The following is an 18,158-nucleotide window of genomic DNA, read 5'->3' on the forward strand; positions in this document are numbered from 1 at the left end:
GACATGAAGAACGCCCTGTGGTTCTTGATGGGGGTCATCGGCGGATTCGTCATCGCGCATCTTGTGAACAAGGATCCCCGCGGCCACGAGCTTCTGGCTGAGGTGGACGCCCGCATCGGCGAATTCACGGACCGCATCGGCGACGCATACCGCGAGCAGGAGGCGCGTCTCTCCGACGTCGTCGACGCCGCCCGCGATGCCGCGTCCGAGGTCGTGGCCAATGCCTCCGAGGCTCTCGAGACCGCCAAGGATGCGGCATCCGATGCCCTCGGAACTGCGAAGGATGCGGCATCCGACGCCCTGAGTACAGCGAAGAGTGCCGCTGCCGACGTCGTCGATACGGCCACCGACGCCGCCAAGAAGCTCACCGACTGACTTTTTTCCGCGCCCGCGACCCTTCAGGGTCGTGACGCTCTTGCATCGAGGAATCCCACACGTATGAAGACCGCTGAGATCGCGCAGCGCTACCTGGCCTATTTCGAGAAGAACGACCACGTCATCGTGCCGTCGGCGTCGCTCGTCAGCGACGACCCGACGCTGCTGTTCACGGTCGCCGGTATGGTGCCGTTCATCCCGTATCTGACGGGCGTCGTTCCCGCGCCGCATCCGCGGATCGCCGACGTGCAGAAATGCATCCGAACCAACGACATCGAAGAGGTCGGAAAGACCGCGCGCCACGGCACCTTCTTCCAGATGCTGGGCAACTGGTCGTTCGGCGACTACTTCAAGGAAGGTGCGATCCGTTACGCGTGGGACCTCCTGACAACCTCCGAAGCGGATGGCGGGCTCGCCTTCGACGAGAAGGATCTCTGGGTCACCGTGTACGAGACCGACGACGAGGCGGAAGCGATCTGGCGCGACGTCATCGGGCTCAAGCCCGAGCGGATCCAGCGGCTCGGGCGCGCCGACAACTACTGGCACACCGGGCAGCCGGGGCCCGGCGGTCCCGACTCCGAGATCTTCTTCGACCGTGGCCCCGCGTACGGCCGCGATGGCGGTCCCGCCGCCGACGACAACCGGTTCACTGAGATCTGGAACCTCGTGTTCATGCAGGACCTTCTCTCCAACGTGCGATCGAAGGTCGACTTCGACATCGTGGGCGAACTGCCGGCGAAGAACATCGACACCGGCATGGGCCTGGAGCGCATCGCGTTCATCAAGCAGGGTGTGGACAACATCTACGAGACGGATCAGCTGCGTCCCGTTCTGGACCGCGCCGTCGAGCTGTCGGGTCGCCGCTATGGCGCCGTCCATGAAGACGACGTGCGCTTCCGCGTGATCTCCGACCACGTGCGCTCCTCGCTGATGCTCCTCTCCGACGGGGTGACGCCTTCCAACGAGGGTCGCGGGTACATCCTTCGTCGCCTCATGCGCCGATCCGTGCGCGCGATGCGCCTGCTCGGCGTGGACGGCGCGACGTTCCCCGAGCTGTTCACGGCATCGCGAGACGCGATGAAGTCCGCCTACCCGGTCGTCGCCGACGACTGGCAGCGCATCTCGCAGTACGCCTTTGCGGAAGAGGAGACCTTCCTGCGCACGCTCGCGTCGGGCTCGACGATCCTCGACCTCGCGGTGGAAGACACCAAGCGCAGTGGCGGATCGAGCATTCCCGCCGCGGAGGCGTTCCTCCTCCACGACACGTATGGCTTCCCGATCGACTTGACGCTCGAGGTGGCCGAAGAAGCCGGTCTCACCGTCGACCGCGCGGCGTTCGACACCCTGATGCAGGAACAGCGCCAGCGGGCGCGCGCCGACGCCAAGGCGCGCAAGCGCGCGATCGCCGACCAGAGCGTGTACCGCGAGTTCCGCGCCAAGGGCGAGACGGTCTTCACGGGCTACACCGACCTCGAGTCCGAGTCGGCGATTCTCGGCGTCCTCGTCGACGGTGTGTCCGTCGACCGCGCGTACCAGGGCCAGATCGCCGAGGTCATCCTCGCCGAGACCGCCCTCTACGCAGAGTCCGGGGGCCAGGTCGCCGACAAGGGCGTGATCGTCGGTCCAGGCTTCGAACTCGAGGTCCTCGACGTGCAGAAGCCCGTGCCGGGGCTCGTCAGCCACACTGTCGAGGTCACCACGGGCGAAGTCGGCGTCGGGCAGCCGGCGACAACGGTCGTCGATGCCGTGAACCGTCGCGCCGCCCGCCAGGCGCACTCCGCCACGCACCTCGTGCACGCGGCCCTGCGCGACACGCTCGGCCGCACCGCCACTCAGGCCGGCTCGCTCAACCGCGCGGGGTACATGCGCTTCGACTTCAGCTGGGGCCAGGCGCTCTCCGACGCGACCAAGTCCGAGATCGAGGAGATCGCGAACAACGCGGTGCGCGACAACCTCGAGGTGACGACCCGCGTGCTGCCGCTCGACGAGGCGAAGTCCCTCGGGGCGATGGCGCTGTTCGGCGAGAAGTACGGCACCACCGTGCGCATGGTCGACATCGGCGGTCCCTGGTCGCGCGAGCTCTGCGCCGGCACGCACGTCGGCGCGAGCGCCGAGATCGGACTGATCAGCCTCGTCGGGGAATCCTCCGTGGGTGCATCCAGTCGCCGCGTCGAAGCCCTCGTCGGTCTGGACGCGTTCCGGTCGCTCGCCGCCGAGCGCGCGATCGTCTCGCAGCTCACCTCGACGCTCAAGACCCCCCGCGACGAGCTGCCTGCCCGCATCGCCGAGCTCACCGCGAGCCTGAAGGCCGCCGAGAAGAAGATCGCCGCCTTCGAGTCGAAGGCACTCGGCGATCGACTGCCCGCCCTGGCCGACACGGCCACGCGCGTGGGGGCACACCGGATCGTCGCCCAGTCGCTCGGTATGGCCTCGTCCGCCGACGACGTGCGGTCACTCGCCCTCCAGGTGCGCGATCGACTCGGCTCCGACGCGGCGATCGTCGCGCTCGGTGCCGACGTCGGCGGCCGGCCCCTCGTCGTGGTCGCGACCAACGAGGCGGCGCGTGCCGCCGGAGCGAAGGCGGGCGTGCTCGCGAAGGCCGCGGCAGTCGCCCTCGGTGGCGGTGGCGGTGGTCGCGACGACGTCGCTCAGGGTGGCGGAACGGATGCCGCGGCCCTGCCGGCGGCATTGACCGCTGTGAAGGACGCCCTCGAGGCCGCGTGACCGGGTTCCGCCGTGGATCGCGACTCGGCATCGATGTGGGCAAGGCCCGCGTCGGGGTGGCTCGCTCCGACCCTGACGGGATGCTGGCCACCCCGGTCGAGACCGTGGCGCGCGATGAGAGGTCCGTCGCGCGGATCGTGGAGCTCTCGGCAGAGCACTCCGCCATCGAGCTCATCGTCGGTCTCCCGCTCAGCCTGAGCGGCGGCGACACTCCCTCGACCACCGATGCGCGGGAGTTCGCCGCGGCGCTGGCCGAGGCATCCGGACTTCCCGTCCGTCTCATCGACGAGCGTCTCAGCACGGTCACCGCGCACTCGGCATTGCGGGGTTCGGGGAGATCTCAGCGAAACTCTCGTAGCATTGTGGATCAGGTCGCCGCCGTGATCCTGCTTCAGCAGGCGCTCGATGTCGAGAAGAACAGCGGCCGCCCACCCGGAACACCCGTCCCTCCGGCCCAGGAGCTCGCCTGACCATGCCCGATTCGCCCATCGATGATCCGTTCGCGGATCTGTTCGGCAAGCTGCCCGACCCCCGCACGCGCGGCACGGGAGCGGTCCCGTCGAACTCGACCGACGGCGCCGGCGCAGCGGTGACACCCGATCAGGCCACCCCGGCGGTCCCCAGCTCGCGTCGCGCGGCCCGCGCGGCCGCGGCAACCGGCGCGACCTCGATGTCGCCCCCTCCCATCTCCGCTCCGATCGATGTGCCCGCTCACGCCGGCGCGGCAGGCCCGACGGCCGCCGCAGGCACCGCGCACGCCGCAGCCGCGGCCCGCACGGCCGCACCCCAGTCTGCGACGACCACGGTGCTGTCGACCGAGTCCGACCCGGACGATTGGCCGTTCGCGGGCGCGAACGGCGCAGCGCCTGCGCTGCCGTACAGCCGGACCGGCGGGAACCGCGTCATCACGGAGCAGGCGCCCGACGCGACGCCGCACCGCGACGACTTCGACGATCTGTTCAACGGCACGGGTTCTTCGGATACCCTCGGCCAGGTGCCACCCCGTCCGAACAAGCGACGCCGCCGGATCGGCGGATGGATCGCGCTCGCGGTCGTGCTGATGCTCTTCGGCGGCGTGGCCGCGGGCGGCCTCTGGGTATGGAACACGTACGAGGCCAAGATCCGCGAGTTCATGGGCTGGGAAGAGCCGAAGGACTATGCCGAGGGGCAGGCCAATGGCGAGGCCCTCGTCACGATCGCCTCAGGCGACAACGGCAATACGATCTCGAACTCGCTGTACGAAGCCGGGGTGACCAAGACGCCCGACGCGTTCTACGCGATGCTCGTCGACACCGCGCAGAATCCGACCTTCTATCCCGGCGTCTACACGCTGCAGAAGCAGATGACGTCCGCTGCCGCCCTCGCGGCGCTGCAGGATCCTGCGAACAAGATCGACAACACCGTCGTCATCCCCGAGGGGCTCATCGCGGCCGATGCTCTGCAGCGGATCGCCGATGTGACGGGAATCTCCCTCGACGAGCTGACGGCCGAGGCCGCCAACTACACCCAGTTCGGCGTTCCGGCCGAGGCGCCGAGCATCGAGGGCTTCCTCTTCCCTGCGACCTACACCTTCGATCCGGGCGTCACCGCGCACGATGTGCTCGCCCGGATGGTGAATGAGACGTTCGCCCGTCTCGATGCCCTCGGGGTGCCGGAGTCCGACCGGCTCCAGGTGCTCACTCTCGCTTCCGTGATCCAGAAGGAATCCGGCCCCGACACGGCTGACATGAACAAGATCGCCCGGGTGTTCCTCAACCGCATCGACGAGGGAATGCCGTTCCAGTCCGACGCGACCGTCGCCTACGGGGCTGGGGTGACCGGCACGGTGTGGACGACCGACGAGCAGCGCGCCGACGAGTCGAACATCTACAACACGTACGTGCACCTCGGGCTACCGCCCGGGCCGATCAGCAACCCCGGTGAGGATGCCATCACGGGCGCCCGCAACCCGGCCGACGGCAACTGGCTGTACTTCGTCGCCGTCAACCTGGCCACGGGTGAGACGATCTTCTCCGACACGTACAACGAGCATCTCAAGGCCGTCGATCAACTGCGGGAGTGGTGCGCGAAGAGCGAGAATGCCTCCTACTGCGCGTAGGCGGCAGCTCGAGGTATGGGGCGACCCGATCCAGCACAGCCGGTCGCCCGCCCTGCACGCCGCCGCCTACGCGGTTCTCGACATGCCGTGGTCGTACGCCCGGCGACGGGTGTCCGCCGACACCTTCGACCGTGAGCTTGCGGGCCTCGACGCATCGTTCCGCGGGCTGTCGCTGACGTATCCGCTCAAGGCCTGCGCCTTTGCGGCATCCGGCATTCGCGACCGTCGCGCCGAGCTCACCGGCGCGGTCAACACGCTGCTTCTCGAGCCCGAGGGCTTCCGCGGCTTCAACACCGACATCGGCGGCATCGTGCGCGCACTCGGCGAGGCGGGCATCGAGAGCGTCGATCGGGTGCGGGTCGTCGGCGCCGGTGCGACGGCATCCTCCGCCATCGTGGCGGTCGCCGAACTCGGCGCCCACCACGTCGAGGTGGTGGCACGCAGACCCGCCGCCGTCGCGCCGCTGCAGGCGCTGGGCGACGCGCTCGGCGTCGTCGTGCTCGCAGTGCCCTTCGCCGCGCCCGGGCACGCGCCGGTGCCCCTCACGATCTCGACCGTCCCTGGTGATGCGGAGATCCCGGATGCCGCGGCCGGCGCGCTGGCAGACTCCGGTGGACTGCTGCTGGACGTGGTGTACGGACACTGGCCGACGGTGCTCGCCCAGGCGTGGCAGCGCGCGGGCGGCACCGCCCACTCGGGTCTCGGAATGCTGGTGCACCAGGCGCTCCTGCAGGTGCGCATCTTCGTCGGCGGCGAGGTCGATGTTCCGCTCGATGACGAGTCGGCCGTCCTGGCCGCGATGCGCCAGGCGGTCGTGGGAGACTAGAGCAATGCTCCGCGTGCTCACGGCCGGCGAATCCCACGGCCCCGAACTCGTCGCCATCATGGAAGGCCTGCCCTCCGGCGTGCCGATTTCCCGTGCCGCGATCCAGGCCGACCTCGCTCGTCGCAAGCTCGGCTACGGCCGCGGCTCGCGCATGAAGTTCGAGGAGGACGAGCTCACGATCTCGAGCGGCGTCCGCCACGGACTCACCCTCGGCAGCCCGATCGCGCTGCGCATCGGCAACACCGAGTGGCCCAAATGGGTCGAGGTGATGAGCGCCGAACCGGTCGAGCTCACCGAGAAGTCCCGCGGACGCAGCGCCGCCCTCACCCGGCCGAGGCCGGGACATGCCGATCTCGTCGGCATGCAGAAGTACGACTTCGACGAGGCGCGGCCCATCCTCGAGCGTGCGAGCGCCCGCGAGACCGCCGCGCGCGTCGCGCTCGGCGCCGTGGCGCGCGCGTTCCTGGCCGAGCTCGGCATCCGTCTCGTCAGCCACACCCTCTCGATCGGCCCCGTGCGCGTCCCCGAGGACTCCGCCCTGCCAGGGCCGGATGATGTCGACGCGCTGGACGCCGATCCGCTGCGCTGCTTCGACGCCGCGACGAGCGCGCTGATGGTCGCCGAGGTCGATGCCGCACGCAAGGACGGCGACACGCTCGGCGGCGTCGTCGAGGTGCTCGCGTTCGGACTCCCGCCCGGACTCGGCTCGCACGTGCACTGGGATCGGCGCCTCGACGGCAAGCTCGCGCAGGCGCTCATGAGCATCCAGGCGATCAAGGGCGTCGAGGTCGGCGACGGCTTCCTCACCACCACGCGCCGAGGCTCCCAGGCGCACGACGAGCTGTTCGCGACCGACGGCGGCATCACGCGCTCGTCCGACCGCGCCGGCGGCACCGAGGGCGGCATGTCGACCGGGACCGTCCTGCGCGTGCGCGCCGGGATGAAGCCCATCGCGACCATCCCGCACGCCCTGCGGACGGTGGATGTCGCGACCGGCGACACCGCGGCCGCCCATCACCAGCGGTCCGACGTGTGCGCGGTGCCCGCGGCGGGCGTGGTCGCGGAGGCCATGGTCGCCGTCGTCCTCGCCGAGTCCGTGCTGGAGAAGTTCGGCGGCGACAGCGTCGGTGAGACCCGCCGCAACCTCGAGTCGTACCTCGCCGCGATCCCGGAGAGCCTGCGCACGGCCACGGTCAGCGACACCGCGCTCACCGAGGCATGACCGCGCGAGCCCTCGTGCTGATCGGTCCCATGGGCGCCGGCAAGACGAGCATCGGCCGCAAGGTCGCCAAAGCGCTCGGCGTCGGCTTCTTCGACACCGACATCGCGGTAGTCCGCGCCCACGGACCGATCGAGGCGATCTTCGCCGAGCACGGCGAAGCTCATTTCCGGGCCCTCGAGCGGGCGGCCGTCACGCAGGGTCTCGCCGCCGGCGGTGTGGTCTCGCTCGGCGGAGGCGCCGTCCTCGACCCGCAGACGCAGGCCGACCTGGCCACGCACCGGGTCGCGCTGCTGACGGTCGACGCGAAGGTCGTCGCCGGCCGCATCCACGCCACCGACCGCCCGCTGCTGCAGGCAGAGGATGCCCTCGCGCGGTGGAGCGAGATCGCCGCAGCGCGTCGCCCGATCTACGAGCGGCTCGCCGGCGCGACGTTCGATACCTCGCACGGACCGCTGCAGCACGTCGTCGAGGCGATCGTCGCCTGGGCCCAAGAGGATTCAGGGGAACGCGCATGAGCGATGCGACCACGATCTCGGTGAGCGGCGATGCCACCTACGACATCACGGTGGGACGCGGCATCCTCTCGTCCCTCGGGGAGCTCCTCCCGCCGGCTGCCCGCAAGGTGCTCGTCATCCATCCGCCGACCCTCGCCGTGCAGGCGGAAGCGCTGCGCGCCTCGCTCGCCGGTGACCGCGAGGTGCTGCTGGCCGAGATCCCCGACGCGGAGCAGGGCAAGCGCATCGAGGTCGCCGCCTTCTGCTGGCAGGTCATGGGCCAGGCGGACTTCACGCGCACCGACGCGGTCGTCGGCTTCGGCGGGGGAGCCGTCACCGACCTCGCCGGTTTCGTCGCCGCCACCTGGCTGCGCGGTGTCGCGGTCGTGCAGGTGCCGACGACCGTGCTCGGCATGGTCGACGCGGCCGTGGGCGGCAAGACCGGGGTGAACACTGCCGAGGGGAAGAACCTCGTAGGCGCTTTCTGGGCCCCCCGCGCCGTGCTGTGCGACCTCGACCTGCTCGACTCCCTCTCGGCACACGAACTCGTCGCCGGGTTCGCCGAGGTCGTCAAGGCCGGGTTCATCTGGGCCCCCGAGATCCTCGAGCTCATCGAGGCCGACCCGGTGGCCGCGGTGGACCCGCACAGCGCCGCGTTCCGGCGCAGCATCGAACTCGCGATCGGGATGAAGGCGCACGTCGTCGGGCAGGATCTCCGTGAGGCGGGGCTCCGCGAGATCCTCAACTACGGGCACACACTGGGCCACGCGATCGAGCACGCCGAACGATATCGCTGGCGCCACGGTGCGGCGATTTCGGTGGGCATGGTCTTCGCCGCCGAGCTGTCGCGCCTGGCCGGGCGACTGCCGGATGCCGCGGCCCAGCGGCACCGCGACATCCTCACCCTCCTCGGCCTGCCCACAACCTACCGCGCCGGCGCATGGCCGACGCTGCTCGCGTCCATGCAGCGCGATAAGAAGAGTCGAGGCGGGATGCTCCGCTTCATCGTGCTCGACGACATCGCGCGCCCCACCGTGCTCCCGGCGCCGGACGAATCGCTGCTGTTCGCGGCGTACCAGGAAGTCGCGGGATGACTCCGCAGCCCGACCCGTCGCTCTCAGTGCGGCGGGTCCGGTCAGACGAGTGGGAGCTCGTGCGGGCGCTCCGCCTGGAGGCGACCGCCGATCCGGATGCCGCGATCGCGTTCCTCGAGGATCACGACGAGGTCGCCACGCGGCCGGAGTCGTTCTGGCGCGAGCGGACCCAGACAGCCGCCGAGAGCGAGACGGTCGCTCAGCTCGTCGCGGAGATCGAGGGTGCTGCGGTGGGCAGTCTGTCGGTCCTGATCAGGGCGACCGGGCAGAAGGATCACCTGGGCCGGTACGTGGACGACCGGCGTGGCTTCGTGGTCGGCGTGTGGGTCCGGCCCGATCGCCGCGGCTCTGGGGCCGTGGATCTGCTGCTCGCCGCCGCGGCGGATTGGGCGGCGGCGCAGGGGCTGGATCAGCTCCACCTCGACGTGCATCGCGACAACCTGCGGGCCCAGGGCGCGTATCGCCGGGCGGGCTTCCTGCCGACCGGCGAGACCCTGACCGGGCCCATCGGGCCGGAGATCGTGATGTCGCGGCCGTTGCCATGACCGCGGCATCCACTCATACCGGCGCTGATATCGTGCGAGACATGAGTGCTCCCCGCCGCCTGCTGCTCGTCAACGGGCCGAATCTCAACCTTCTCGGCATCCGCGACCCCGCCACCTACGGCACCCAGTCGCTGCAGGATGTCGAGGCGCTCGCGATCGAGACGGCCGCCGCTTTCGGATTCGAGATCCGCGCGGTGCAGAGCAATCACGAAGGCGTGCTGATCGATGCGATCCACGCGGCGCGGACGGACTGCGCAGGCATCGTCATCAACCCCGGAGGGCTCACGCACACCTCGGTCGTGCTGCGCGATGCGCTGTTGAGCGTGTCCCTGCCGGTCGCCGAGGTGCACATCTCCGACATCAAGGCGCGCGAGCCGTTCCGGCAGCTCTCCTATGTCGAAGACGTCGCGGTCGTGCACGTCGTGGGCGAGGGCGTGCCCGGCTATGCCGTGGCGATCACCCGGCTCATCGAGGTCGTCACCGGGCACGCGGAGGGCTGACCGGAGCGCTCTCGCTCGCTGACGCGCTTTCGGTCCCTGAGCTTGTCGAAGGGTCCGCGGATGCTTCGACAGGCTCAGCAGCCGCGGGGGGCTCAGCAGCCGCGGGGGGCTCAGCGACTGCAACGGGCTTGGCCGGCAGCGCGACGCACACGCCGATCGCCACCACGGTGAAGCCGACCGCACACCAGAACGCGACGGCGAAGCCGGCGGTGACGCTCGTCAGGTCTGCGGCACCGCCCACGGCAGTCTCCAGGATGACGGCGAGCAATGCGACGCCGAAGGCGCCGCCGACCTGCTGGGCCAGGCGGGTGATGATGCTCGCGTGCGGGACCTCGTCGCGTTCCAGCCCCAGGAAGGCGACCGACATCACCGGAATCATGACGGCGCCCATCCCGAAGCCGCGCACGAGGAGGACAGCGGCGAGCCACCAGTCGCTGGTGGACGCGTCCGCCAGCGCGAACGGCACGGTTGCGAGCCCCATGACGATGAACCCGCCGATCGCGACGACGCGCGCGCCGAGGGAATCTGTGAGGCGCCCCGCCAGGGTGCGGCTGAACAGCGCACCCACGCCCTGCGGAATGAGCACGAGCGCCGCAGCAAGCACATCCAGCCCGCGCACGGTCTGGAAGAACAGCGGGAGCAGCAGCATCGAGCCGTAGAGGGAGGCGCCGGACAGGAACAGCACGGCCGACGATGAGGCGACCGGCCGGCGCTTGAGCAGTCGGATGTCGACCAGCGCGGTGCCCGGCCGCCGCGTCTCGACCAGCACGAACGCCACAAACAGCGCGACGCCGGCAGCCACGGGAATCCAGACATCGGGCCGCGAGAAGCCGCCTTCCTGGCTCACGTTGGTGAGGCCGTAGAGGATCCCGACGAGGGCGGGGGAGACGAGAAGCAGCCCGGCGAGATCGAGCTTGGGTCGACCGGTCGGCGGATCCGCCGGCAGGAAGCGCCAGGCCAGGGCGAGGCCGACCAGGCAGAACGGCACATTCACCCAGAACAGCCAGCGCCAGTCCAGCCAGTTGAGGATGAGTCCGCCGATCGTGGGGCCGAGGATCGGCCCGAGTGCCGCTGGCAGGCTGACCACGGCCATCAAGCGGCCGAGGCCCACTCCGCGGGGCACCTGCTGGATCGCGAGGGTCGCCATGAGCGGCATCATGAGGCCGCCTCCGACGCCTTGGAGCACCCGGAAGGCGATGAGGCTCGGTGCGCTCCACGCGAGGCTGCACGCGATCGAGGCCGCGAGGAAGATCGTGAGCGCGATCATCCACAGCCGCTTGCCCCCGATGCGCGCCTGGGCCCAGCCGACCACCGGGATCGTGACGCCGAGGGCCAGCAGATAGGCCGTGCTCACCCACTGGATCGTGCTCACCGGAACGGCGAGCTCCTGAGCCAGCGTCTTCAGCGCGATGCTCACGATCGTGCTGTCGAAGATCACGGCGAGGCCGCCGACCATCAGGACGAGGGCGGTGATGATCGCCGCGCGGGGAACGGCTGGGGCTGATGTCGAGCTCATCCTGATCCTTCGTTCAAGATACGCATGTGTATCTAATCGCCGAGTGTAGGCCGACCCGATAAGATACACAAATGACTCTTGAAAAGCCGGCTCGCCGTCGACGCGGCCAGGAGCTCGAAGATGCCATCCTCGAGGCCGCATGGCAGCAGCTCGTCGACGGGGGCTACGGCAACTTCACGGTGGATGCTGTCGCCGAGCGCGCGGAGACCAGTCGGTCGGTCGTCTACCGCCGATGGGAGCACCGCGACACGCTCGTCAGCGCGGCCATCGCATTCGGCCTGCGCCGGAGTCGGGTGGAAGCGGCCGACACAGGCTCGCTGCGAGGAGATGTCATCGAACTGCTGCGGCGCTCGAGCGGCGCCCGCGCACCGCTCGCCCCGCTGCTGAGCGTGATGGTAGGCACCTACTTCTCGGAGACGGGGGTCTCGTTCGCCGACATCCGCGCGCAGATGCTCGGCGGTGGCCGCACCCATGGAGCGATGGACGAGATCATCGAACGCGCGATCGTGCGGGGCGAGATCGACCCCGCCCGGCTGACCTCTCGCGTGCGCACCGTCGCATTCGATCTGTTCCGTCACGATCTGCTGATGACCCTCAAGCCCCTGCCGGACGCGGACATCATCGAGATCGTGGATGAGATCTTCCTGCCGCTGGTGCGCCCGCTGTCTTAGATCCCGGCACGGGACGCGGCATCCCGTAGAATCGAATGTCGGCGCTTCGACACGCTCAGCGATCAAGCAGCCTGACCCCCTGACACGAAACGGAACTCTTCAGCCATGGCATCCACCTCAGACATCAGGAACGGCGTCGTCCTCAGCATCGACGGACAGCTGTGGAACGTCATCGAGTTCCAGCACGTCAAGCCCGGCAAGGGCGGTGCGTTCGTCCGCACCAAGCTCAAGAACGTCGTCTCCGGCAAGGTCGTCGACCGCACCTACAACGCCGGCGCCAAGATCGAGATCGAGAATGTCGACCGCCGCGACTTCACGTACCTGTACAACGACGGCGACGGCTTCGTCTTCATGGATGTCGCGGACTACGACCAGATCACCGTCGGCTCCGCCACCGTCGGCGACGCGGCGAACTTCCTGCTCGAGAACCAGCAGGTGCAGATCGCGCTCAACAACGGCAACCCGCTGTACGTCGAGCTGCCGGCCTCCGTCGTCCTCGAGATCACCTACACCGAGCCGGGCCTGCAGGGCGACCGCTCGTCGGCCGGCACCAAGGCCGCCACGGTCGAGACCGGCTACGAGATCCAGGTGCCGCTGTTCGTCGAGACCGGCACCAAGGTCAAGGTGGACACCCGCACGGGCGACTACCTCGGCCGCGTGAACTGAGCGCTGCGAGCCGATGAGCGCACGTACGAAGGCCCGCAAACGCGCGCTCGACATCCTGTTCCAGGCTGACGTCCGCGGCGACGACCTCGGCGCGATCCTCGCCGCCGAGGCGAAGCGCGCCGCCAACGAGCCGTCGCGCGAATCGTCCTGGCTGTATGCCCGCGAGATCATCGACGGCGTCATCGACAACCGCGACGAGATCGACGAGCAGATCACGACCTTCGCGAAGGACTGGTCGCTCGCGCGCATGCCCGCGGTCGACCGGGCGCTGCTGCGCATGGGCGTCTGGGAGATCCTCTTCAACGACGAGGTGCCCACCGGCGTGGCGATCGACGAGGCCGTGGAGCTCGCCAAGGAGTTCTCGACGGACGATTCCGGCGCGTTCGTGAACGCCGTGCTCGCGAAGATCGCCCGCTCGTCCTGACGCCCATGACCAGGCCTCGCGGAACCTTGCGAGGATGGTGAGCATGACCCCGCCGTTCGTCGACGCCGAGCACATCCGGCGCCGGGCCGATGGCGGCGCGTACGAACGCGGGATGGCGTACTTCCGCGACGGGGCCGTGCAGTCCGTGGCGTGGGATCCGGTCGCGGCGGTGCTCGAGTCGGTGGTCGAGGGCAGCGGCAGGACCGCCTATCGATGCCGGATCCGCCTCGACCCGGCCCGAGGCGACCAGCCGATCGTCTCGACCTTCTGCACCTGCCCGGTGGAGCGCGACTGCAAGCACACGGTGGCGACCCTGCTCGCGAGCAATCGGCTCGCGGATCGCCCGGTCGCCGACGGCCCGGCCGCCGCCGCGCAGCCGGCCACGTGGCGCGCGCTGCTCGCGCCACCGAGCACCGGATCGGCCCCGCCGACCGCCCTCGCTCTCGGGGTCGAGCTGCGCCAGCGCGTGCGGCGCAGCAGCTCGCAGTGGGCACCGACCCGCGTCGAGAGCGCGTCGCCGCGGGGTCTGCATCTGCACGGCTCCGATGTCCTGGTCGGGCTGCGACCGCTGGAGCGCAGCGCGCGCAGCGACGCCTGGATCAAGGGCACCGTCTCGTGGGAGGCGGTCCGGCGGCTGGGGCACCCGTACGTGCCGACCCAGGCGCGCTGGTTCGCCGAGTTGTACAGCATCGCGCGGGACATGCGCCTGTTCGGAGCGTTCTCGGACATCTCCGAGTGGGTCACGCTCGACGACATCCAGTCCCACCTGCTCTGGCCGCACCTGGCGACCGCGGCAGAGCACGGCATCGCCGTCGTGCCCACCAAGAAGCACACCACCGTCGCCATCGCCGGGGCGGCGGATGCCGTCGTGCGCGCCGAGCAGACGCCCGATGGGCTCACGCTCGCCGCGCGCCTCTCGATCGGCGAGGACCCCGTCGCCGCCGACGAAGCTCGTCCGATCGGCCACATCGGGATCTACCGCTTCCAGGTGCGCCGCGACCGGATCGAGCTCACCCTCGCCCCGGTGCCGCTTCCCGTTCCGGTGCACGCGCTCGTGACGGCCCGCGCCGCGATCACCGTGCCTGTCGAGGACACCCCGGAGTTCCTGACCCAGCACCTGCCCCGGCTCCTGCGGCAGGTCGTCGTCGAGGCACCCGGGATCGCCCTGCCGGCGCCCGAACGCCCCGCCCTCGTCGTCACGGCGCGATTCTCACCCGCGCACCGCCTCGACTTCGCTCTTCACTGGCGCTACGGCGAGCGCGAGCCGATGCCGTATCGGTCTCCGATGTCCGACGACCGGGACGCTGAGACCGAAGATGCGATCCGCACACGGGTCGAAGCGGTCTGGGAGGATGCCTCGCCCGTCGCCTTCGCGGCTTCCGGTCAGCTTTCCGGGATCGACGCCGCCGAGTTCGCCTCCCGGCTGCTGCCCGCCCTCGAGGCGCTCCCCGATGTCGTGGTCGAGATCGAGGGGGAGCGGCCGCGCTATCGCGAACTGACCGCGGACCCGCACGTGACGGTCTCCACGCTCGAGACCACCGATGCGGACTGGTTCGATCTCGGGGTCATCGTGACGATCGACGGGCGGATGATCCCGTTCGCGCCGCTGTTCACCGCCCTCACCAGGGGGCGCCGCAAGCTGCTGCTCAGCGACGGGCGCTACTTCTCGCTCTCGCACCCCTCGCTGCAGCGGCTGCGCGATCTCATCGAGGAGGCGGGGGAGCTCACCGAGTGGGAGACCGGTCCGCGCATCAGCCGCTACCAGACCGCACTCTGGGCCGACTTCGAAGACGTCGCCGACCAGTCCGAGCCCGCGGTCAGCTGGCGGGCCACCGCGGAGGCACTCCGCGACATCGACCGGATCCCGCCGACCCCGCTGCCGGCGGGGCTGCTGGCGGAACTGCGCCCCTACCAGCGCACCGGCTTCGAGTGGCTCGCGTTCCTCTGGCAGCACCGCCTCGGCGGCATCCTCGCCGACGACATGGGTCTCGGCAAGACGATCCAGATGCTGGCGCTGATGGCGCACACGCGCGAGGCCGGCGAACGGCGGCCGTTCCTCGTGGTGGCGCCGACGTCCGTGCTCTCCACCTGGCGCACCGAGGCCGCGCGATTCACCCCGGGCCTGCGGGTGGCGGTCGTGGACGCCACGCGCGCGAAGCGGGGGATCACGGTGACGGATGCCGCGGCATCCGCAGATCTCGTCATCACCTCGTACACGCTCCTGCGTCTCGACGAACCGGAGTTCGCCGCCGTGGAGTGGGCGGGGCTCGTGCTCGACGAGGCCCAGTTCGTCAAGAACAGCCAGACCAAGGCCTACCGTGCGGCGCGGGACCTGCGGGCGGATGTGACGTTCGCGATCACCGGCACGCCGATGGAGAACAGCCTGACCGAACTGTGGGCGCTGCTCTCGCTCGCGGCGCCCGGGCTGTTCCCCTCGGCGAGACGCTTCCGCGAGGAGTACGTCGGCCCCATCGAGCAGGGGAAGGTGGCCGAGAACCAGGAGGGCGCGCCGCAGCGCGCCGTGCGACTCGCCCGGCTGCGACGGCGGATCCGTCCGCTCGTGCTGCGCCGCACGAAGGAGCTGGTGGCCGCGGACCTGCCACCCAAGCAGGAGCAGGAGGTGCAGGTCGAGCTCGGCGCCGCGCATCGGACCCTGTACGACGCGGTCCTGCAGCGTGAGCGGCAGAAGGTGCTGGGCCTCCTCGACGATCTCGACCGCACCAGGTTCATCGTCTTCCGCTCGCTCACCCTGCTCCGGATGCTGAGTCTCGCCCCCGAGCTCATCGATCCGGAGTACGCGCACATCACCCCGAGCAAGCTGACCGCGTTGTTCGAGCAGCTGGACGAGATCCTCGCCGAGGGGCACCGCACCCTGGTGTTCAGTCAGTTCACGTCGTTCCTGGGGCTTGTGGCGGCGCGGCTGGAAGAGCGCGGCATCCGCTACGCGTACCTCGACGGCTCGACCCGGGACCGGGATGCCGCGATCGCGTCCTTCCGTGAAGGCGACGCGCCGGTGTTCCTCATCAGCCTCAAGGCGGGAGGATTCGGGCTCACGCTCACCGAAGCCGATTACGTCTTCCTCCTCGACCCGTGGTGGAACCCGGCGGCCGAGTCCCAGGCCGTCGATCGGGCGCACCGCATCGGGCAGACCCGCCCGGTCAACGTCTACCGGCTCATCGCCGCCGGCACCATCGAGGAGAAGGTGATGGCCCTGCAGCAGCGCAAGGCGCGCCTGTTCGGCGCCGTCATGGACGACGACGCGCTCTTCTCGCAGGCCCTCACCGCCGATGACATCCGCGGCCTGTTCGACGCCTGATCCGGTTTGACGCGGCGGCCCGCACGGGTCAGGCTCGGGCCACGTCGTAGACTCGAAAGCCGTTCGACACGGGAGGAATCCATGCGCATCACGGGTCTCGGCCACGCCGGCATGTTCATCGAGACGGCGGGTGGCAGCATCCTCTGCGACCCGGTCATCGGACCGACGTTCTTCGGCTCGTGGTTCCCGTTCCCCGACAACCGAGGCCTCGACTGGGAGCGCTTCGGCAAGGCCGACTTCCTCTACATCTCGCACCGGCACCGCGATCACTTCGACCCGGCGCTCATGCAGCGATTCGTCCCCAAGGACATCAAGGTCCTGCTGCCGGACTACCCGACCGACGACCTCGAGCAGGACCTGCGACGACTCGGCTACGACAACATCGTCTTCACCCAGGCGGGTGTGCCGCTCGAGTTCGGCGACCTCACGCTCATGGTCACCCCGCTGCGGGCCCCGAGCGACGGCCCGATCGGCGACTCGTCGCTGAGCGTCGACGACGGCACCGCCAGCATCCTGAACCAGAACGACTCGCACCCGCTCGACCTCGACAAGCTCCTCTCCTTCAGCAAGCCCGAGGCCTACTTCACGCAGGTGTCCGGCGCGATCTGGTGGCCGATGGTCTACGACCTGCCGCAGGAGTCGAAGCAGAACTTCGCGAAGCTCAAGCGCGACGCGCAGAACAAGCGGGCGATGTACTACATCGAGAAGGTGGATGCCCCGCACGTCTTCCCGATGGCAGGTCCGCCCATGTTCCTGCGCGACGAACTGTTCCGCTACAACGGGCTGGGGCTGGAGAACGACTCGATCTTCACCGATCAGCGCCAGTTCCTGGAGCACATGCACGAGGTGCGCCCGGAGCAGCAAGGGCACATGTTCCTCCCCGGCACGGTGGTCGAGGTGAACCACGGCGAGATCTCGGTCGAGCAGTCGCTGTACACGGATGCCGAGATCGAGCACATCTTCGGCGACAAGTGGACCTACCTCGCCGAGCAGCGTGACTCCCGGCAGGACGAGATCGCCGCGGAAGAGGCATCCCGCGCTCCAGTCCTGCAGCCGGACGAGATGCTGGCCGCGCTCAAGGAGTGGTGGGAGCCGCTGCTGCGGCGCGGCCGCATCTTCCGTGACGGCGTCGGCGGGAATGTGCGCTTCCGCATCGGCGAGCTCGACATGGTCGTCGACTTCCCCAAGGCGAAGGTGCGGGAGTACGCGGGGGAGGAGTGCATCTACTGGTACACGATTCCGGCCGACCTCGTCTCGACGAACATCGCCGACCACGAGATCGACTGGTCCAACTCGATCTTCCTCTCGATGCAGTTCGAGGTCGGGCGCAGCGGCAAGTTCAACGAGTTCCTCACGACGTTCCTCAAGTGCCTGTCCCGAGACCGGATCGAGTACGTCGAGAACTGGTACGCCGAGCAGTCCGATGTGTCCGAGGACGTGCAGCTCGGCGACTGGGTCGTGCAGCGCCGCTGCCCGCACCTGCGTGCCGACCTGTCCAAGACCGGCAAGATCGAGGACGGCGTACTGACCTGCAGCCTGCACGACTGGAAGTGGGACCTCGCCAGCGGCAGCTGCATCTCGAGCCAGGGGCACCCGATCCGGGCGTCCCAGGTCGAGGGCGACCTGGCCATGGAGGCACTCGCCCCCGCGAGCTGATCGGCTAGGCTGGGAGCGAACCACAGCAACC

General features: G+C 69.5%; 16 protein-coding genes. 15 read left to right on the forward strand and 1 reads right to left on the reverse strand.

Translation table 11 applies throughout. From position 1 onward, the window contains the following. The first annotated feature begins 3 nt into the window (after positions 1-3). The 10 genes from ACXJ3V_RS02465 (at position 4) to ACXJ3V_RS02510 (ending at position 9,878) form a co-directional block, all read left to right on the forward strand. Complete coding sequence (locus ACXJ3V_RS02465) at positions 4-375, forward strand: ATPase (RefSeq protein ID WP_457098660.1); 372 nt, start codon at positions 4-6, stop codon at positions 373-375. Positions 376-438: 63 nt separating this feature from the next. Further along, on the forward strand, positions 439-3,099 hold the full coding sequence (gene alaS, locus ACXJ3V_RS02470; protein ID WP_457098661.1) for an alanine--tRNA ligase: 2,661 nt from the start codon (positions 439-441) through the stop codon (positions 3,097-3,099). Beyond that, a complete protein-coding gene (gene ruvX, locus ACXJ3V_RS02475) occupies positions 3,096-3,569 on the forward strand; it encodes a Holliday junction resolvase RuvX (protein WP_457098662.1) in 474 nt (157 codons plus the stop codon). Before alaS ends, ruvX begins: the two co-directional genes overlap by 4 nt. A 2-nt stretch (positions 3,570-3,571) precedes the next feature. Next, positions 3,572-5,197, forward strand: a complete 1,626-nt coding sequence (gene mltG, locus ACXJ3V_RS02480) for an endolytic transglycosylase MltG (RefSeq protein ID WP_457098663.1) — start codon at positions 3,572-3,574, stop codon at positions 5,195-5,197. Beyond that, positions 5,178-6,023 (forward strand): shikimate dehydrogenase, encoded by an 846-nt coding sequence (locus ACXJ3V_RS02485; RefSeq protein ID WP_457098664.1) that lies wholly within the window; start codon positions 5,178-5,180, stop codon positions 6,021-6,023. Before mltG ends, ACXJ3V_RS02485 begins: the two co-directional genes overlap by 20 nt. Positions 6,024-6,027: 4 nt before the next feature. Continuing rightward, positions 6,028-7,245, forward strand: a complete 1,218-nt coding sequence (gene aroC, locus ACXJ3V_RS02490) for a chorismate synthase (RefSeq protein ID WP_457098665.1) — start codon at positions 6,028-6,030, stop codon at positions 7,243-7,245. Then, complete coding sequence (locus ACXJ3V_RS02495; RefSeq protein WP_457098666.1) at positions 7,242-7,760, forward strand: shikimate kinase; 519 nt, start codon at positions 7,242-7,244, stop codon at positions 7,758-7,760. The genes aroC and ACXJ3V_RS02495 overlap by 4 nt, the downstream gene beginning before the upstream one ends. Then, on the forward strand, positions 7,757-8,833 hold the full coding sequence (aroB, locus tag ACXJ3V_RS02500) for a 3-dehydroquinate synthase (RefSeq protein ID WP_457098667.1): 1,077 nt from the start codon (positions 7,757-7,759) through the stop codon (positions 8,831-8,833). The genes ACXJ3V_RS02495 and aroB overlap by 4 nt, the downstream gene beginning before the upstream one ends. Beyond that, positions 8,830-9,378, forward strand: coding sequence for a GNAT family N-acetyltransferase (locus tag ACXJ3V_RS02505; protein WP_457098668.1), 549 nt, complete (start codon positions 8,830-8,832; stop codon positions 9,376-9,378). Before aroB ends, ACXJ3V_RS02505 begins: the two co-directional genes overlap by 4 nt. Positions 9,379-9,419: 41 nt before the next feature. Then, positions 9,420-9,878, forward strand: coding sequence for a type II 3-dehydroquinate dehydratase (locus ACXJ3V_RS02510; protein ID WP_457098669.1), 459 nt, complete (start codon positions 9,420-9,422; stop codon positions 9,876-9,878). On the opposite strand, the gene ACXJ3V_RS02515 is transcribed toward ACXJ3V_RS02510, so the two are convergent. Then, positions 9,856-11,394 carry an MDR family MFS transporter gene (locus tag ACXJ3V_RS02515; RefSeq protein ID WP_457098670.1) on the reverse strand — a complete coding sequence of 513 codons (1,539 nt, stop codon included), beginning with the start codon at positions 11,392-11,394 and terminating at the stop codon, positions 9,856-9,858. The two genes, ACXJ3V_RS02510 and ACXJ3V_RS02515, sit on opposite strands and share 23 nt — an antisense overlap. Positions 11,395-11,465: 71 nt before the next feature. On the opposite strand from ACXJ3V_RS02515, the gene ACXJ3V_RS02520 reads away from it, so the two are divergent. The 5 genes from ACXJ3V_RS02520 to ACXJ3V_RS02540 all read left to right on the forward strand — a co-directional run bounded on the left by ACXJ3V_RS02520 (position 11,466) and on the right by ACXJ3V_RS02540 (position 18,127). Then, the gene (locus ACXJ3V_RS02520) at positions 11,466-12,065 is read left to right on the forward strand and encodes a TetR/AcrR family transcriptional regulator (protein ID WP_457098671.1); all 600 of its coding nucleotides are present in this window, start codon (positions 11,466-11,468) and stop codon (positions 12,063-12,065) included. A gap of 105 nt (positions 12,066-12,170) precedes the next feature. Then, on the forward strand, positions 12,171-12,731 hold the full coding sequence (gene efp / locus ACXJ3V_RS02525) for an elongation factor P (protein ID WP_457098672.1): 561 nt from the start codon (positions 12,171-12,173) through the stop codon (positions 12,729-12,731). Positions 12,732-12,744: 13 nt separating this feature from the next. Beyond that, positions 12,745-13,155, forward strand: a complete 411-nt coding sequence (gene nusB / locus ACXJ3V_RS02530) for a transcription antitermination factor NusB (RefSeq protein ID WP_457098673.1) — start codon at positions 12,745-12,747, stop codon at positions 13,153-13,155. 43 nt (positions 13,156-13,198) lie between these two features. Beyond that, a complete protein-coding gene (locus tag ACXJ3V_RS02535) occupies positions 13,199-16,471 on the forward strand; it encodes a DEAD/DEAH box helicase (RefSeq protein ID WP_457098674.1) in 3,273 nt (1,090 codons plus the stop codon). Between the two features lie 81 nt (positions 16,472-16,552). After that, positions 16,553-18,127 carry a Rieske 2Fe-2S domain-containing protein gene (locus ACXJ3V_RS02540; protein ID WP_457098675.1) on the forward strand — a complete coding sequence of 525 codons (1,575 nt, stop codon included), beginning with the start codon at positions 16,553-16,555 and terminating at the stop codon, positions 18,125-18,127. Positions 18,128-18,158: the final 31 nt, after the last annotated feature.

It is taken from the genome of Microbacterium sp. P5_E9 (assembly GCF_054049175.1).

Excerpts from the sequence above, each read along its gene's own strand:
- ACXJ3V_RS02465 (WP_457098660.1), top strand. The coding sequence starts at position 4 with ATGAAGAACGCCCTGTGGTTCTTGATGGGGGTCATCGGCGGATTCGTC.
- alaS (WP_457098661.1), top strand. The coding sequence starts at position 439 with ATGAAGACCGCTGAGATCGCGCAGCGCTACCTGGCCTATTTCGAGAAG.
- mltG (WP_457098663.1), top strand. The coding sequence starts at position 3,572 with ATGCCCGATTCGCCCATCGATGATCCGTTCGCGGATCTGTTCGGCAAG.
- ACXJ3V_RS02485 (WP_457098664.1), top strand. The coding sequence starts at position 5,178 with ATGCCTCCTACTGCGCGTAGGCGGCAGCTCGAGGTATGGGGCGACCCG.
- aroC (WP_457098665.1), top strand. The coding sequence starts at position 6,028 with ATGCTCCGCGTGCTCACGGCCGGCGAATCCCACGGCCCCGAACTCGTC.
- ACXJ3V_RS02495 (WP_457098666.1), top strand. The coding sequence starts at position 7,242 with ATGACCGCGCGAGCCCTCGTGCTGATCGGTCCCATGGGCGCCGGCAAG.
- aroB (WP_457098667.1), top strand. The coding sequence starts at position 7,757 with ATGAGCGATGCGACCACGATCTCGGTGAGCGGCGATGCCACCTACGAC.
- ACXJ3V_RS02505 (WP_457098668.1), top strand. The coding sequence starts at position 8,830 with ATGACTCCGCAGCCCGACCCGTCGCTCTCAGTGCGGCGGGTCCGGTCA.
- ACXJ3V_RS02510 (WP_457098669.1), top strand. The coding sequence starts at position 9,420 with ATGAGTGCTCCCCGCCGCCTGCTGCTCGTCAACGGGCCGAATCTCAAC.
- ACXJ3V_RS02515 (WP_457098670.1), bottom strand. The coding sequence starts at position 11,394 with ATGAGCTCGACATCAGCCCCAGCCGTTCCCCGCGCGGCGATCATCACC.
- ACXJ3V_RS02520 (WP_457098671.1), top strand. The coding sequence starts at position 11,466 with ATGACTCTTGAAAAGCCGGCTCGCCGTCGACGCGGCCAGGAGCTCGAA.
- efp (WP_457098672.1), top strand. The coding sequence starts at position 12,171 with ATGGCATCCACCTCAGACATCAGGAACGGCGTCGTCCTCAGCATCGAC.
- nusB (WP_457098673.1), top strand. The coding sequence starts at position 12,745 with ATGAGCGCACGTACGAAGGCCCGCAAACGCGCGCTCGACATCCTGTTC.
- ACXJ3V_RS02535 (WP_457098674.1), top strand. The coding sequence starts at position 13,199 with ATGACCCCGCCGTTCGTCGACGCCGAGCACATCCGGCGCCGGGCCGAT.
- ACXJ3V_RS02540 (WP_457098675.1), top strand. The coding sequence starts at position 16,553 with ATGCGCATCACGGGTCTCGGCCACGCCGGCATGTTCATCGAGACGGCG.